Origin of the sequence: Schaalia sp. ZJ405 (genome assembly GCF_011038885.2) — a bacterium.
Lineage (GTDB): Bacteria > Actinomycetota > Actinomycetes > Actinomycetales > Actinomycetaceae > Pauljensenia.
The window spans coordinates 1,553,762-1,570,079 of the sequence record NZ_CP064952.1 but is presented as its reverse complement, the minus strand read 5'-3'; the positions used below and the strand labels follow the sequence as shown (position 1 = coordinate 1,570,079).

Genomic DNA, 16,318 nt, shown 5'->3' with positions numbered 1-16,318 from the left:
CTTTGCGTCAGCATTGAAGGAATATGTCGATCGGTGGCGTTCCCAGAAGCGATGAATGTGTTGTCATCACTGACCGGTAACGTTTCCGGTGCCCCTAATGTAGACCGGATTGGGTGAGGATTTCAGGGGAATATCTGCGTTTCAGGTCACAATTTGGTGACGAAAAGTTGGGGAGGGGATGGGTGTAGGGGGTTTCGTGAGAGATTCCTGGTCATTTTCAGTGCTTTTGTGACCGGCTTTCCGAAAACGTTTCCGTTACTGAGAGAGGCGATTTTTTGCGCGCGTGGGGTGTCTCTGAGCAAGAGTGAACGTCAGTTCTTGGAGATGGCGAGTCCCCGCACGTGCGTCGTTGTATCCGCGGTTCTACGCAGCTCCGGTCGCTGTCAAATAGATCAATGCGATGTTCAGAGCAACGATGACGCCAGCAATGACACCCGCAACGATCCGTAGTACCCGACCATTGCTGTGCTTCCCCATGATTTCCGGGTTTCGGGTGTAGGCCATGAGAGGGATGATCGCGAAGGGGATTCCGAAGGAAAGAACGACCTGCGAAATAACTAGTGCCCAGGTTGGTTCCACGCCGAACGCCAAGATAACGAGCGCAGGAATAAGGGTGACGAGGCGGCGGACAAGGAGTGGAACTCGGATATGCAGCAGTCCGCTCATGATCTCAGAGCCCGCGTAAGCACCAACCGATGTCGACGCAAGCCCCGAGGCAAGAAGCCCAACAGCGAAAATCGTTGCGATTGCAGGGCCGAAGCTGGAGAGGATTGCGGCGTGAGCCCCCTCGATCGTGTCGGTTCCGCTTGCACCCTGAAGGGCAACCGCGGCAAGCAAGAGGAGACCCGTATTGACAATGCCGGCCAAGCTCAGGGCCCACAGCACATCGATTCGGGTGGCACGCAGGTAGTGGGCCGTATCTGTTTGCTGCGTCGGATGGTCATTGACCAACGTGGAATGTAGGTAGACGGCATGTGGCATGACGGTTGCCCCGAGCATGGAAGCTGCAACGAGAACCGAGTCGGTACCGGCAAACCGGGGAACGAGGCCGGATGCTGTTGCCGCCCAGTCCGGGGGAGTAACGAAAAGTCCTGCGAGGAATCCACACGTGATGACGATGAGGAGAGCAACGATGATCGCCTCGAAACGGCGTTGGTGTCCATCGGATTGGACCATGAGCAACCCCAGGGAAACAACTCCGATGATCACCCCTCCCCAGAGTAGGGGGATATTGAACAGAAGGTTGAGAGCTAGTGCCCCTCCGATGACCTCGGCGAGGTCGGTTGCTGCGGCAACGATCTCAGCTTGCGCCCAAAAGGCGATTCGGGTGGGTTTACTCAGGCGTTTTCCTAGGACTTCAGGTAATGACTGCCCGGTGACGATTCCCAGTTTGGCCGAAAGGTACTGAACGACCATCGCAAAGATATTGGACGCAATAAGAACCCACACCAGCGTGTATCCGTAACGGGCACCCGCGGTGATATTTGCGGCGACGTTTCCGGGGTCGACGTAAGCGATTGCGGCGATAAAGGCCGGCCCGAGGAATGCTTTGAGTCGAGGTCGAGGAAGCTGGCGTCGGGTCTGTGTGCGGGGCGTTCGGGTCATGGTGCGTGTCGGAAAAGGTATCAACTGGGCGGTCTGGGGCGGTGCAGCATCTGCTCGCGGCGAGGGCCGTGACTGTCTGTTGACGTCATCGCGTGCCGTGGTAACGACGCTGATCAAACAACAATACCACCGAGACGTAGTAAGAAAATTCGGTCAGGCGTAGTTTGAGGTCAGGGGTGATCTTGTCGGTGGCGTGATCCGCCTGCATGCCTTATGCGGCCTCGTCCTCGTTAAGCAGATCAGTGATGCGATGTCGACCACGATGTGGGAGGACACTCTCGGTGAGTTCGACCATGACGGGGGAGCGCAACTACTCTGAAGGAATGACTCCAGAAGAACTTGCCAATGTCATTCGCCACGCGCTCATCAGTGCCGCGTCGGAGCAGACAATTTCGCTCAACGAGGCAGATATTCCTCAGGTCGTGAAGGTCGAGCGTCCTCGTAACCGCGACCACGGTGACTGGGCAACGAATGTTGCGATGCAACTGGCGAAGAAAGCTGGCATGGCGCCGCGAGACTTTGCCCAAGTTCTTGCGGGAATGCTTGTAGAGCACGACGGTATTGACTCGGTGGACATTGCCGGCCCCGGCTTCATTAACATCCGTCTTGGAGCCGCATCTGCTGGACAGTTGGCGCAGACCATCGTTGACGAGGGAGCGTCCTACGGGATGAATCAGACGATGGCTGGCACGCACATCAACCTCGAATACGTGTCTGCGAACCCGACGGGACCTGTGCATCTGGGAGGAGCTCGATGGGCAGCCGTAGGGGATTCTCTGGCGCGTCTCATGGTTGCCTCCGGCGCTCAAGTGACGCGTGAGTACTACTTCAACGATCACGGCTCACAAATCGATCGTTTCTCCCGGTCCCTGTACGCCCGTGCAATGGGCCAGGAAGCACCCGAAGACGGCTACGGCGGCCAATACATCGCCGAGATCGCCGACCAGGTGCGCGCCGATGCCGCCCAAGCAGGTGACGCCGACCCGGTGACGCTGCCCGAAGAAGACGCTGTTGAGGTTTTCCGGGCGCGTGGCGTGGAGCTGATGTTCGCCCAAATTAAAGAGCGACTGCATGACTTCCGCTCCGATTTCGATGTTTTCTTCCACGAAGACTCCCTCCACGAATCCGGAGCGGTTTCCCGAGCGATCGAGCGCCTGCGCGAGCGCGGCGAAGTCTTTGACGAGGACGGGGCCGTGTGGCTGAGGACCACGACCTACGGGGATGACAAAGACCGTGTGCTCATCAAGTCCGACGGCCAGGCCGCCTACTTCGCCGGAGACGTTGCCTACTACTTAGACAAACGCCAACGCGGAGCTGACGTCGCAATCTACCTGCTGGGAGCGGATCACCACGGGTACATCGGACGCATGATGGCGATGTGCGAGGCCTTTGGAGACACGCCGGGCGACAACATGCAGATTCTCATTGGACAGATGGTGAATCTGGTGAAGAACGGGCAGCCGGTACGCATGTCCAAGCGAGCGGGCACAATCGTCACCCTTGATGATCTCGTTGAGGCTGTTGGGGTTGACGCGGCGCGTTACTCCCTCGTGCGCGTCTCGATGGATTCCAACGTGGATATCGATCTGGATCTGCTGACCCAGCACACGAACGAAAATCCCGTGTACTACGTCCAGTACGCGCATGCACGTACCCGCAACGTCGCCCGGAATGCCGCTGAGCACGGTGTGCGACGCGAGGACGGCTTTGACCCTTCGCAGCTCAACACCTCAGCAGATGCTGAGCTTCTGGGGGCACTCGCTCAGTTCCCCGCGCAGATCGCTCAGGCCGCGCAGCTGCGCGAACCCCACCGTGTTGCACGCTATCTTGAGTCGCTCGCCGCCACCTACCACGCGTGGTACGGGGTCAACCGCGTGACGCCACGTGGCGATGATCCCGTTGACGCCGGCCATGTGGCTCGCCTCTGGCTCAACGATGCAGTGACGCAGGTTCTTGCCACTGGCCTCGGGCTCCTGGGAGTGGCTGCACCCGAAAGGATGTGAGAGCGTGTCGCACGCGACTTCGCCGGAAGAACACGGCGCCGAAGAGATGAATCGGCCCGAGAGTGAGGACTCCCAGTTGGGCACCGATACTCGCGACAATGCGACCGTGGATGGTCATGCCGAATCCGCAGAATCCACCGCGTTTTTCGACCCTCCGCGCTGCCCGGAGCCTGCGGAGCGTCCCGATGTGTGGCCGTGGAGTGCGAAGCGTCGCGACGACGGCACCCTTGAAATCGGGGGAGTTGCGCTGACGGACATTGCGCTAACGCATGGGACTCCGGTGTTCGTCCTCGACACTGAGGACCTTGCTGGTCGGGCACGCGTATGGGCCTCCGTGATGAACGAGGAATTCTGGGACGGCTATGGAATGGCCGGTGGAGATGCGTACTACGCCGGCAAAGCGTTCCTCAGCGCCGAAGTTGCGCGCGAGGTCGTTGCTCAGGGAATGGGAATCGACACGGCCTCGCTCGGGGAACTCACTCTTGCGCTTCGGGCGGGCGTGGAGCCTTCCCTCATTGGGCTGCACGGAAACAACAAGTCCGACGAGGAGATTCGCCTGGCTCTTGAGGCGAAGATTCATCGCGTGTTCATTGATTCAATGGACGAGGTCGAGCAGGTTGAACGGATTGCCTCCGAATGCGGATGCATTGCCCCCGTTATGGTTCGCGTCAAATGTGGAATCCACGCGGGTGGGAATGAGTACATCGCCACCGCCCACGAGGATCAGAAGTTCGGAGTCTCCATTGCCGATGGTCAGGCGATGGACGTGATTCGCCGAGTCCGCGACAGCGAACACCTGAATTTCCTGGGGGTGCATTCGCATATTGGTTCGCAGATTCATGGTGCGGCAGCTTTCCTTGAAGCGGCGCGTATTGTCATGAAGTTTGTTGCTTCGATCCGCGATGACCTGGGTGTTGCAACCGGCGCTGTTGATCTGGGTGGCGGCGTGGGGATTGCCTACACGGGTGAAGATCCTCGTCCTTTGCGTCCGATTGATCTTGCGCGTCCGCTTGCGCATGTTATTCGTCAGGAATGTCAGCAGTGGGGACTCCCGATCCCGCATGTGTCCGTTGAGCCTGGCCGTTCGATCGCGGGCCCGGCAATGGTCACGCTGTATCGCGTTGGGGTTATTAAAGATGTGACTTTGCCCGATGGCGGGGTGCGTCGCTATGTGGCTGTTGACGGGGGAATGTCTGACAACATTCGTCCCGCTCTCTACGGGGCACGCTATGTTGCGGCCCTTGCTAATCGACGGCCCACGGATGATTGGGTCCGAGGACGAATTGTTGGGAAACACTGCGAAAGCGGTGACATCATCATTGATGAACTGCGTGTGCCCGCTGACCTGCGTTCGGGGGATCTCCTTGCGGTTCCTGCAACGGGGGCGTACGGCTATTCGATGGCCTCGAACTACAACATGTTGACGAAACCCGGGGTGCTCGCGGTGTCGGGAGGAGATGCTCACTGGATGATTCGTCCTCAGACAATTGACGATCTCATTGCCTACGATCAAGGGCTTACTGAAAAATAGTTGCGTATTTTCTCTCAATATGTGAGCAGCGCCCCTCTAAGGTTAAAGAATCCTTAAGTATTGTTCCAGGTCACTCAAAGTCCCTTGGTGGCCGTGACGCAGTGATTAAAAGGAGCAATATGAGCAACCGCACACTGAGGACGCGCTTTGCCGCCGGGGTTGCCCTCGCCACCGGCCTCGCAGGGCCGGTGGTCGTCCTCGCCCCTCAAACCTACGCCGCGCCCGCAGCGAACCAAGCGATCGTTTCTGCGGACTTCGTGACAGATGAAGGGACCCCGGAGGCCGGAGTCCCCCGAAACTACGCCGTTAACCTTGCTCCCAGTGCTTCCGACGCGCAATTTGCCGATGCGAAGGCACGCGCTCAAGCAAAGGGTGGCGTCATCCTGGCTGAATATCCGCAGCTACGTTCTTTCTTCGTTCAGGCAGCAAACGGCGGTTTCGCCGGTGAACTGAACAACGACTATGCCGGCGTTGGTATCCCCACCACGTCCATTGGTCCAACCCGTCAGGCCCCTGTGACCGGCGACGAGATTGTTGTTCCTAACGCCTCCGCAGCTGCGATAGCTGAAGCCACGGGATCAAGTCAAGCAATTGATTCTCAACTCGACGATTTCACTCCCGATCCTCGCGATACCCTTGCCTGGGGATTGACAGCCATTGGCGCAATCGAGGCACAGAAAGTCGACGTCCCCCGAGAATCGGTGACGGTTGCCGTGCTCGATACGGGGATCGATGCAACCCACGAGGACCTTCGTGACCAGGTTGACGTCTCAAAGTCAGTGGGCTGCCAAGTCAACGGTATTGCCAACACTGCTCCATCGGCGTGGGCTGATGACCACTACCACGGCACTCACGTTGCGGGAACAATTGCCGCGGCGCACAACGGAGTCGGCGTTGACGGGGTTGCCCCTGATGTCACTCTTGCGGCCGTGAAAACCTCGAATGTTGATGGCCTGTTCTATCCCGAATACGTCACCTGTGGTTTCGTGTGGGTTGCCGAACATGACATTGATGTGACGAACAATTCCTACTACGTCGATCCGTGGGCTTTCTGGCTGCCTAATGAGTCGTCGCAGGCTGCGGGCCTTGAGGTCGTGACTCGTGCGGTGAACTATTCTGAAGAACACGGCGTCCTTAACATCGCTGCCGAGGGCAATTCCAATGATGATCACGACAACCCGACAACCGATGATGAGTCCCCCAATGATTTGGGTGAAGGCAACGCAATTGCCGGGCGTAACGTTGCTGGTGGTATCGATATTCCCTCGATGCTTCCCAATGTTGTTTCGGTCTCCGCAGTGGCACTTCCGAGCGGAGGGGATCCCGCGACTGCTCAACTGATTCGGTCGTACTTTTCTAATTACGGTGTGAATTCTGTGCAGGTTGCGGCTCCTGGATCGCAGATCTATTCGACGCTGCCCACCAGCATGAAATCGGCGTGGGGGAACCTGTCGGGAACCTCGATGGCTTCCCCGCACGTTGCCGGTGTTGCCGGATTGCTCAAGTCAATTCACCCAGATTTCACGCCGGCTCAGCTCAAAGAGCTGCTGTTTAAGCAGGCGGGCTACACCTATGATCGTCTGGCGGAACCAACCGATGGTAAGGAATATCGGGGTGCTGGTTTGGTCAACGCCCTCGCCGCTGTTCTGAAAGATCAACCCAAACCCACCATCGGAGAACTTGAATACTCAACCGACTCCACCACGTGGAAGCCCGTTGCCGGGGCGTCGATCTCTGGAACAGCATCCTTCCGCGTCACCGTTAAAGGCCCCGTGACCTCGGCAACTCTTGACCTGGGTGACCTGGGAACATTCACGGCCACAGGAGACGGAAGTTTCGATGGTTCCGTGACCGTTGCATCCTCGGCGATTGACCTTTCACAGGCCGTGGCCTCGGATGCACAGGAAGCAACAGTCACCGCATCAATCACTGCCCTGGGACGCAACAATGACCCCAAGGCTGATGACGATGTGAACGCGTCCGCCACGATTGCAGTCGTTGCGCCGCAGCCGGAATCTCCCGACCCGTCCGAAGCCACGCTGAAGACCTCGGATTCTACGCTGAAAAGCCAGAATGTTTTCACCGCAGGTACCCAGATGACGCTCAGCGTTTCCGGAGCACCCGCGGGAGCGAAGATTGTCTTCGAGATTCATTCCGATCCCGTGATTCTGCCCGCTGTTCGGGCATCGGATGAGGGATTCGCTCGGACCACGTGGAATATTCCTGCGAACTTCCCACTGGGTGAGCACACCGTGTACGCCCGGATTGGCGACACAGTTCTCAAGTCCACCGTGACAATTGTGGCTGACGAAAAGCCGTCGACAAACGAGTCCGAACACAGCGCTGACAAGGACAAAGACCCAGCTGACGGCAAGGACAAGTCTCAGGCTCAGGGCAAAGCCGGAGCCAAAGACAAGACCACGCCCAAGGCCGCAGACAAGGCGATGCATAAGGGCAAGAAGGGCAAGGCTGTTGGCAAGTCAACAGGCCAGGGATCCCTTGCTCGCACCGGCGCCGATACGACCTATGCTCTGCTTGGGGCCTTCGCCCTCGCTCTTGTCGGCGCAGGAGCCACCGCCATGCGGTCACGCTCGCGCTCACGCACCGAGTGATCGCGTTGACGACGCATCAGCGGACTCCACAGTGAGTCCCGATTGAGGGGTGCCCCCGGTGAGAAATGAACTGCTCCCCATTGGTTGGACTGAGAAATCAGTTTTGGCTAGTGGGGGGTAGTTTTTTGAGAGCACGAAGTTCTCTGGGTCGGTTGCAGCGTGAACAGCTTGTTGAGTTGTTTGAGCAGGGTGTGGGTTACACCGCAGCAGCTCATTGGTTGGGAGTTGGTTTGTATCCGGTTAGGAAGCTTGAGCGTAGGTTTAAGCTTCATGGCAGGCTATGTCTTGTGGAGAAACCAACCAGGCAACAGTATTCCTTCGAGGTGAAGAAGGAAGTTGTTGAGCGTTTTCTAGCTGGTGAGACGAAAATGAATCTCGCGCGTGAGTTCGGACTGTCATCTGCTCAAATCATCCAGAGGTGGGTTCGCGCCTGGCGTGAAGGTGGTGACGATGCGCTTCGCCCCAAGCCGAAAGGCCGTCCGAAAGGATCTGCCAGGCCGAAGGTAGTCACTACAGAAGACAAGCTTCACCGTGAAGTGGAACGGCTACGGGCTGAAAATGCGTATCTAAAAAAATTGCGGGACTTGAGGAACCAAAGGCGCGGCTGAAGACGCAAGTTGTTGCCATCCTCAAGTCAGACCACTCGCTCAACGATCTTCTACAAGCTGCGGGCCTTGCCCGGTCGACGTACTTTTACCATCAGGCACGACTTGACCGGCCCGATCCACATGCCAAGCTTAAGAAGACCATTATGTTGATCTTTGAGAAGATGAAGCGCCGTTATGGCTACCGTCGGGTGCTGAGCGAACTGCGTAACCAAGGGTGGAAGGTCAATCACAAGCTGGTCTACAAACTCATGGATCAGATGGGACTGAAATCCAAGGTTCGCCCACGCAAGAAGTACAACTCCTTCAAAGGCCAGACCAGCCACATCGCCGAGAATCTCTTGAACCGTAACTTCATGCCCGATAAACCCAACACTGTCTGGGCCAGCGATGTCACCGAGTTTCGTGTCTGTGGCACCAAGGTCTATCTCTCACCGGTCATGGACTTATACGACCGCAGTATCCTGGCGCACGAGTTGTCTACCTCGCCGTCCACTAAGTTCACCTCAACATCGTTGAAGAATGCGATTGCTTGGCACCAACCTGGTGAAGGATTGATGGTACATACCGATCAGGGCTTCCAGTACCAGCATTCAAGCTGGCGTCAACTGATTCACTCTATCGATGGCACACAGTCGATGTCGCGCAAGGGCAATTGTTATGACAATGCGACCATAGAAAATTTCTTCGGGCATCTGAAGACCGAGATGTATCACGGCGAGCACTTCGCCAGTGTCGACGAATTTTGCCAGGCCGTTGATGACTACATCTTGTGGTACAACAACGACCGACTCCAACAACGATTTAAGGGTCTGACCCCGATGCAATACCGGAATCAGACCCTTAAAGCCCCAACCCCCTAGAATAAAACCAGTCCAACTTTCGGGGGCTAGTTCAAAATCACCGGGGGCACTTGCGTGCCCGGTTCGTTGGCTGTGCAGTCAGGGGATCTTCAGGCCACGGATGTTTCGGGTAGCGTCCACGCAGCTGAGCGCGCACGTCATGGTAGGGACCGGCCCAAAAGGACGCGAGGTCGCTGGTCACGGCAACGGGACGGCCGGCGGGATCCGTGAGATGAAGAACCAGGGGACGACGTCCCCCAAGAACCGTGGGAGTTTGTGTCCATCCGAATGCCTGCTGTACTCGGAGAGTGACGATTGGATGGTCACCGGTCCAGTCAATTGTTCGGCTCTGACCGGTGGGAATGACAATGCTTTCGGGTGCCAGTTCGTCAAGATGCGACGCCTGCGGCCAGGGGAGCATGCTGCGAAGCACATCGACGGCGGCAACGGCAGATAACGCCGAGCCCTCGCGGAGATGGAGCATATACGGGGCCAGCCATTCGGCGGCCCGGGCCAGCAGAGCCTCATCACTGACATCGGGCCAGGGAGCCCCAACGAACCGGTGCAGCGCATCCATGCGGTGACGCAGCGACGTTGCCGCCTGAGTCCACGTGAGCGACCGTGAGAGGCCATCGGCTGCTAAAGCATCAACGATGACAGCCAACGCCTGGGCCTCGTCAATTCCACTGGCTCCGGCGGTCTCTTGGGTTGTCAGCTCGATAGCTCCCAGCGCATGCGTGCGTTTCGTTTTCAGACGCCCATTGACGAGGACGACTTCGGTGCTCTCACGTTCGAGCGGACGAGCCACAGCTAATGCATCGGCCTGGTCGATCGCAACTGCCAAACGAATCCGTGCATGAGAGGAATTCCCCGTGCGATCCAGAGCGCAAATCGCCAACCATTCCGACCCCTCAAGTGGGCTGAGCTCTGGAAGCTGAGCACCAAGCCCATTCGCCAGAACATAAGACGATGACCCTGGGCGTCGACGTGCAATCCATTCTGGATGTGCCAGTCCGACGGTGAATGCGAGGGCGTCGTCGCGACTCCACCTCCCGTGGTCTGCGCGCGTGTCACCGTTGGCCAAGGGGATGTGAGCGCGCTCGTCCTCGTCAATGAATCCCCTGGACATGGCCACTGACCATTGATGACGCAGGCGACGCTCGCTTTGCCTCAGGCGCTCCCTCAGCGATCGGTCGCCAGGATGCGAGGAACGAAACAGGCGGCGCGCATAGGTCGCGAGGTCGGCATCGGCCACGCGTGGGGATTCCTCAATGAGGCACACGTGTGCTGCTGCGGCCTTGATACCGATGATGGGTGCGGCGCAGATGAGTGCGCGAGCAAGCGAGGGGTCAAGCGCAATGGAGGCGAGGGCGCGACCCAGCCTCGTCACGGTGAAGCCAGAGGCCCGCGGAGTCCGAAGCATCACAGATTCACCGTCCGTCAACGACAACGCTGGTGCATCCGCTGGCACTGCCGGCTCGGTGGGCGGTGACGGTGGGACTTCGGACTCAAGGGCACCGAGGCTGAGGAGATGATCGGTGGCGGCGCGCAGATGGCCAAGGGGAGCTGCATCAAGCATCGACAGGTCATTGAGAGTGGGTGCTCCCCAGACCGCGGACTGTAGACACGCATCCGACAGATCAACCACCGCGATTTCGGGGAGAGTGTGAGAGGGCCTGCGGCTCCACTCCACCTGGTCGAAAAGACGGATTGCTCTGCCAGGGCAGAGTCGGGCTGCACGGCCACTGCGCTGATGACAGCTTGCCTGCGAAGCCATCACGGTGACGAGGCGTGAAACTCCGCGTGCAGCGTCGAATCGAGGCTGACGGGACAGGCCAGAATCAATGACTGTGCTCACCCCCGGGACCGTCAGTGATGTTTCCGTAATCGACGTGGCCAAAACGACGCGGCGTCGGCCAGATTCCTTGGCTGACCTGGGGACGAGGACGGCATCTTGCTGAGGGCCCGACAAGGCGCCATGAAGGGTCACCACGTCAACGCCTCGCGTTCCAATGCCACCGGGAGCCGTTAACATTCCGTGGACGTCATCAATTTCGCGCAGCCCCGGCAAGAACACAAGAATGTCACCGGCATGGCCTGAGCCACTCTCTCGGGGAATTGTCTCGTTGCCGCTTGGGGGATTTCCCACTTCCTCTTCGGTGTCACGACCGGGGGAGGCAACTGATTCAATGACGCGGGCAACGTGGGCAAGGAACTCCCGTTGAACTCCGATGCGACCTGAGCCAACGGTCCCCAGGGGTTCGGCTCCGCGAGGTGGAGCCATATACGACACGTCGAGCGGAAATGTCTGCGCTGAGATATTGACGGTGTGGACGTTCGTGTCGATGCGTGACCGGAGAAGGTCAACGATGCTCTCCTCGTCCAATGTTGCGGAGGTGACGATGAGGCTGAGGTCTTCACGGAGGGTGTCGCGCACGTCCAGAAGGAAGGCAAGCGCAAGATCAGTATCGAGGCTGCGTTCGTGGAACTCATCAAGCATGATGGCACTGACATTGGGGAGCTCCGGGTTGGCGTGGAGGCGACGCAGGAGAATCCCAGGGGTGACCATTTCAATGCGCGTGTGAGCGCTCGTGACCGTCTCCCCGCGGATCGCGTACCCCACAGTGACGCCAACGGGTTCCCCCAGGAGATCAGCGATGCGTTTCGCGGCGGCACGGACGGCGACGCGTCGCGGCTGCGTCACAATGACCCTCCCCCTTGTCAACGTGGCGGCCAGGAGCGGGGGAACCAGCGTGGTTTTCCCTGTGCCCGCAGGAGCAGAAATGACCGTTGCATCCCCGGGAATCGCGCAGGCGCGCACGCGGTCAAGCGCTTCGACAACGGGCAGAGATGGGGGTGAGGCGAGGAGTTCCTCCAGAGTGCGCATGGCGCAGGTTTCCTTTTGTTGTTACCGGTGTTCATTGACGAGGACGACGCTCCCCCCATTCTACGAAGAGACTCAATCGAGGGGGGCGAGGGATCGTCAGGTTTCACTCCGGACAGTGGTAGGGCCACGGGGCGAGGGTTAGACTTGCGTCATCAACGATCATCGGCTGTTTTCAGTGAAGGAGCGTGTAGTCGCGACGCATGAGTGACCCGACAATTCCGACTATCGTGTCGATTCCGGCAGATATCGACCCGATCATGGTTCTCGGCCCCCAGGACCAGATTCTCCGCGCAATCGACAAAGGCTTCCCCCGCGTGGATGTCCATGCGATTGGACGAGACATTCACCTGAGAGGCGATCACGCGGACGTGGATGTCACCGCGCAACTCGTGCGAGAACTGGTGTCCTTAGCCAAGAACGGAAAAGCACTGGACGCTCCTGCGGTTGAGCACGCGATTACGCTGCTGACCTCCACTCACGATGGTCTGGCTCCCAGCGAAGAGATCCTCAGCGTCCGCGGCCGATCCATTCGGCCAAAAACACCCGGACAGAAGGCCTATGCGGAAGCGATTGATCGTTCAACGATTGTCTTTGGTATCGGACCAGCTGGCACAGGGAAAACCTACCTCGCGATGGCACTTGCGGTTCAGCGACTACTGTCAGGCCAGGTCCGACGCATTGTCCTGACACGTCCGGCGGTTGAGGCCGGCGAAAGCCTCGGCTTCCTCCCAGGAACACTCACCGACAAGATCGACCCGTATCTGCGTCCCCTCTACGATGCTCTGCGCGACATGTTGGATGCCGAGGCGCTGCCAAAACTGATGGCCGCGGGAACAATTGAAGTAGCGCCCCTGGCGTACATGCGCGGGAGAACTCTCAACGATTCATTCATTGTGCTCGATGAGGCACAAAATACGACCACCAATCAGATGAAAATGTTCCTCACCCGCCTGGGATTCAACTCCCAGATCGTTGTCACGGGTGATATCTCGCAGGTTGATCTCCCCGGTGCCCAACAGTCAGGCCTCGCTGTGGTTCACGATATCCTCGATGACGTGGACGGCGTGGAATTCTGCTACCTCACCAGCGCCGACGTTGTTCGTCACCAGATCGTTGGTGACATCATCGACGCCTATTCCAGGTGGGATGCCCGCAACGCACAACGCCGGGCAACGCGGACACTCCGTTCCCGGTCGCCGCGCCCCCGCGATGTGCGGTCATCTCGTGTACACGTGTCTCGTTCCCAGGAGGGCTCATGACCGAGGTCATCAACGAAACAGACTTTGACATTGACGGCGAAGAGTTCGCGGCGCTCGCGGAATACGTCCTCAACGCGATGCATGTGGCAACAGATGTTGAACTCAATATCCTCTTCATTGATCCCGAACCGATGGAAGATCTCCACGTGCGTTGGCTTGACTTGCCGGGGCCAACGGATGTGATGAGTTTCCCTATGGACGAGCTGCGTCCCGGAACACCTGATCACCCCACGGAATCAGGAACCTTGGGTGACATCTGCATCTGCCCGCAGGTTGCGCAGAAACAGGCCATTGATGCCGGACATTCAATTGTTGACGAAATGCTTCTCCTGACAACGCATGGGATCCTCCACCTTCTGGGGTATGACCATGCGGAAGAGGAAGAACGCGCCGTGATGTTCGCGCTGCAACGTCAGCTCCTGTTGACATTCCTGGCATCGCGATGACGGCATCGTCTCTGTCAACGGCGCAGGTCATCGGACTGCTGGTCATTGCCGCGTTTGCATTGGCGTGGTCGGCGGGTCTCCAGGCAATTGACCAGGCATGTCAGCGTCTCTCATTGGCCGCAGTTGACGACCTCGTTGAAGAGGGACGTCGCCACGGGGATGTCCTTCACGGCCTGATCGAGGATCGACGCCGCACCTACCTGGTTCTTCGGGGGTTCCGTACTTTCTGGCAGGCAGTGTTCACAGTGTTAGTGACTCTGGTTGTTGTCCGCATTCCGTTGCCGTGGTGGGTGAGTGGATGTATCGCCCTGATCGCAGTGACGATCATGCAGTTCTTCTGTGTGTCTTTGCTGGCAGCGCGCATCGGCTCACGTAATCCCGACGGTGTGGCCTTGGCGGGTGCGCGATCCACAGCTCACCTGGTTTCGCTGTCGCGCGTCCTGGACCCCCTGGTTCTTCGGGTCAGGGGCAGGCTCCCTCAATCCACACAGACGGAGGCGGAGGCCCGTGCGGAAATCACGGAAGACCTGCGTGAAATGGTGGATCAGGTGGGTGAAACTGAGGGTTTCGAGGACGAGGACCGCGAGATGCTTCGTTCCGTCCTCGACCTCGGGCACACGCTTGTCCGTGAGGTGATGGTGCCGCGAACAGACATGGTGTCTGCGCATGCCGATCTTCCCGCCCGAAAAGCCTTGCGTCTTTTTGTGCGTTCCGGGTTTTCTCGGGTTCCCGTTGTCGGTGACGACGTCGATGACATCCGCGGGATCCTGTACTTCAAGGATCTTGTCCGGCGTTTGGAATCCTACGGTCCGGACATGGATCAGACAGCCGAGCAGATGATGCGTCCCGCGGAGTTCACCGTCGAAATGAAGCCAGCTGATGATCTGCTTCGCCAGATGCAAAACGACAGTTTCCACATGGCGATCGTTATTGACGAGTACGGAGGCGTGGCCGGCCTCGTGACTTTGGAAGACATCATCGAGGAAGTCGTTGGCGAGGTGACGGATGAACATGATCGTCACGTCGTTGAACCGGAGGAAATTGAGCCGGGAATGTGGCGTGTTCCCGCGCGTTTCCCGATCTCCGAACTGGGAGATCTCCTGGGAATGGAACTTGAGGATGACGATGTGGATTCCGTGGGAGGATTGCTCGCCAAGGCTCTCGGGAGAGTTCCTCTTCCGGGGGCCCAGGGTGAGGCTGAAGGGGTGCACATGGTGGCGGAGGAGGCGCGCGGGCGTCGCCGTCAGGTTGGAACCATCGTGTGTTCGTTGGTTTCCGATTCAATTGACGAGGACGAGGCTCAGGTTTCTCTTGAGCCGCAGGGTGAGGAGTAGGTGGAATGCATTTTCCTTCGGATGACGAGCTGATGGCGGGGCCAAACGCATTAGAGGACAACGAAATCAACGAGGTCGAGGACGTCGAGGTCAACGAGATTGACGACGAGTTCGACGGACTTGAAGACGAAGACGACTCAGACCTTGAAGCTTTTGAGCGGCTTGGGGACCTCAAGGGCCTACGCGAGGAAACGAACGCGGGCGAGGGTCTGATGATGCCTGACTTCCCCGACGATTTCCGCGCGGGATTCGTCTCGATCGTTGGCCGCCCCAACGTAGGGAAGTCAACGCTGACGAACGCTCTGGTCGGGCAGAAAATTGCGATCACTTCGGGGCGTCCAGAAACTACGCGGCATAACATCCGCGGGATTGTTCACGGTGAAAAATCCCAGCTCGTCCTCGTTGATACTCCCGGATATCACCGTCCGCGAACGCTGCTGGGCAAGCGCCTGAACGACATGGTGCGTGAGGCTCTTGCCGAGGTCGACTGCATCGTGTTCTGTCTGCCCGCCGACCAGCGGATCGGTCCGGGTGATCGCTTTATTGCGCGTGAACTGCGTGAGATTCGCCGACCGATTGTTGCGGTTGCCACGAAGGCTGATTTAGTGTCCCGTGAACGCCTGATGAAGCATCTGCTGTCCATTGATGAGCTCGGTGACTTTGCGGCCATTGTTCCCGTGTCAGCCCTTGCGGGGGAGGGGATCGACATTCTCACTCAGGTTCTCATTGATCATGTTCCCCTCTCACCGCCGCTCTACCCGGACGGTGATGTCACCGATGAATCTCGGGACACTCTGATTGCGGAATTTATTCGCGAGGCCGCACTTGAGGGGGTGCGTGATGAACTCCCACATTCCTTGGCCGTTCAGGTTGAGGAGATCATTGAACGTCCGCGTCGCGATGGAGACACTCGTGAGCCTTTGCTGGACGTTCACGTCAATGTGTATGTGGAACGTGATTCTCAGAAAGCCATCATCATTGGCAAACGCGGAGCACGACTCAAAGACATTGGAACGAAGTCTCGTGAGCAGATTGAACGGTTGCTTGGTCGCCGGATTTTCCTTGATTTACATGTGCGCACGGCGAAGGACTGGCAGTCGGATCCGAAGATGCTTGGCCGGTTGGGCTTCTAGGGGCCTTGACCTGTCCACATGGTGATTCGTTCAGCATGACGTGGTGAGTCTGCCTAGGGTG

Annotated in this window: 9 protein-coding genes and 1 pseudogene; 8 read left to right on the top strand and 2 right to left on the bottom strand. The window is 58.4% G+C overall.

Annotation, left to right across the window (positions count from 1 at the left end; translation table 11 throughout):
* Nucleotides 1-363 precede the first annotated feature (363 nt).
* Nucleotides 364-1,605, bottom strand: a complete 1,242-nt coding sequence (locus G7Y41_RS06475) for an Nramp family divalent metal transporter (protein WP_165316039.1) — start codon at nt 1,603-1,605, stop codon at nt 364-366.
* Between the two features lie 323 nt (nt 1,606-1,928).
* Between G7Y41_RS06475 and argS the strand changes: the two genes are divergently transcribed.
* The 4 genes and pseudogenes from argS (at nt 1,929) to G7Y41_RS06455 (ending at nt 9,219) form a co-directional block, all read left to right on the top strand.
* On the top strand, nt 1,929-3,608 hold the full coding sequence (gene argS, locus G7Y41_RS06470; RefSeq protein ID WP_165316049.1) for an arginine--tRNA ligase: 1,680 nt from the start codon (nt 1,929-1,931) through the stop codon (nt 3,606-3,608).
* Nucleotides 3,609-3,612: 4 nt separating this feature from the next.
* Nucleotides 3,613-5,139 carry a diaminopimelate decarboxylase gene (lysA, locus tag G7Y41_RS06465; RefSeq protein WP_231367255.1) on the top strand — a complete coding sequence of 509 codons (1,527 nt, stop codon included), beginning with the start codon at nt 3,613-3,615 and terminating at the stop codon, nt 5,137-5,139.
* Between the two features lie 119 nt (nt 5,140-5,258).
* Nucleotides 5,259-7,751, top strand: a complete 2,493-nt coding sequence (locus G7Y41_RS06460) for a S8 family peptidase (RefSeq protein WP_165316040.1) — start codon at nt 5,259-5,261, stop codon at nt 7,749-7,751.
* A gap of 171 nt (nt 7,752-7,922) precedes the next feature.
* Nucleotides 7,923-9,219: pseudogene (locus G7Y41_RS06455) on the top strand (IS3 family transposase).
* Nucleotides 9,220-9,256: 37 nt separating this feature from the next.
* On the opposite strand, the gene G7Y41_RS06450 reads toward G7Y41_RS06455, so the two are convergent.
* Nucleotides 9,257-12,085 (bottom strand): ATP-dependent RNA helicase, encoded by a 2,829-nt coding sequence (locus tag G7Y41_RS06450; RefSeq protein WP_165316288.1) that lies wholly within the window; start codon nt 12,083-12,085, stop codon nt 9,257-9,259.
* A 200-nt stretch (nt 12,086-12,285) separates the two neighbouring features.
* On the opposite strand from G7Y41_RS06450, the gene G7Y41_RS06445 reads away from it, so the two are divergent.
* The 4 genes from G7Y41_RS06445 to era are packed head-to-tail and all read left to right on the top strand — an operon-like array spanning nt 12,286 to nt 16,257.
* Complete coding sequence (locus tag G7Y41_RS06445) at nt 12,286-13,344, top strand: PhoH family protein (RefSeq protein WP_165215911.1); 1,059 nt, start codon at nt 12,286-12,288, stop codon at nt 13,342-13,344.
* Complete coding sequence (ybeY, locus tag G7Y41_RS06440) at nt 13,341-13,790, top strand: rRNA maturation RNase YbeY (RefSeq protein WP_165215909.1); 450 nt, start codon at nt 13,341-13,343, stop codon at nt 13,788-13,790. Before G7Y41_RS06445 ends, ybeY begins: the two co-directional genes overlap by 4 nt.
* The gene (locus tag G7Y41_RS06435) at nt 13,787-15,124 is read left to right on the top strand and encodes a hemolysin family protein (RefSeq protein ID WP_165316289.1); all 1,338 of its coding nucleotides are present in this window, start codon (nt 13,787-13,789) and stop codon (nt 15,122-15,124) included. The genes ybeY and G7Y41_RS06435 overlap by 4 nt, the downstream gene beginning before the upstream one ends.
* Before the next feature lie 5 nt (nt 15,125-15,129).
* Nucleotides 15,130-16,257, top strand: a complete 1,128-nt coding sequence (era, locus tag G7Y41_RS06430; RefSeq protein WP_165316290.1) for a GTPase Era — start codon at nt 15,130-15,132, stop codon at nt 16,255-16,257.
* Nucleotides 16,258-16,318: the final 61 nt, after the last annotated feature.

What these genes read in the sequence shown, in the direction of transcription:
- G7Y41_RS06435 (WP_165316289.1), top strand. Translation starts at nt 13,787, where the DNA reads ATGACGGCATCGTCTCTGTCAACGGCGCAGGTCATCGGACTGCTGGTC.
- argS (WP_165316049.1), top strand. Translation starts at nt 1,929, where the DNA reads ATGACTCCAGAAGAACTTGCCAATGTCATTCGCCACGCGCTCATCAGT.
- ybeY (WP_165215909.1), top strand. Translation starts at nt 13,341, where the DNA reads ATGACCGAGGTCATCAACGAAACAGACTTTGACATTGACGGCGAAGAG.
- G7Y41_RS06475 (WP_165316039.1), bottom strand. Translation starts at nt 1,605, where the DNA reads ATGACCCGAACGCCCCGCACACAGACCCGACGCCAGCTTCCTCGACCT.
- G7Y41_RS06445 (WP_165215911.1), top strand. Translation starts at nt 12,286, where the DNA reads ATGAGTGACCCGACAATTCCGACTATCGTGTCGATTCCGGCAGATATC.
- G7Y41_RS06460 (WP_165316040.1), top strand. Translation starts at nt 5,259, where the DNA reads ATGAGCAACCGCACACTGAGGACGCGCTTTGCCGCCGGGGTTGCCCTC.
- G7Y41_RS06450 (WP_165316288.1), bottom strand. Translation starts at nt 12,085, where the DNA reads ATGCGCACTCTGGAGGAACTCCTCGCCTCACCCCCATCTCTGCCCGTT.
- era (WP_165316290.1), top strand. Translation starts at nt 15,130, where the DNA reads ATGCATTTTCCTTCGGATGACGAGCTGATGGCGGGGCCAAACGCATTA.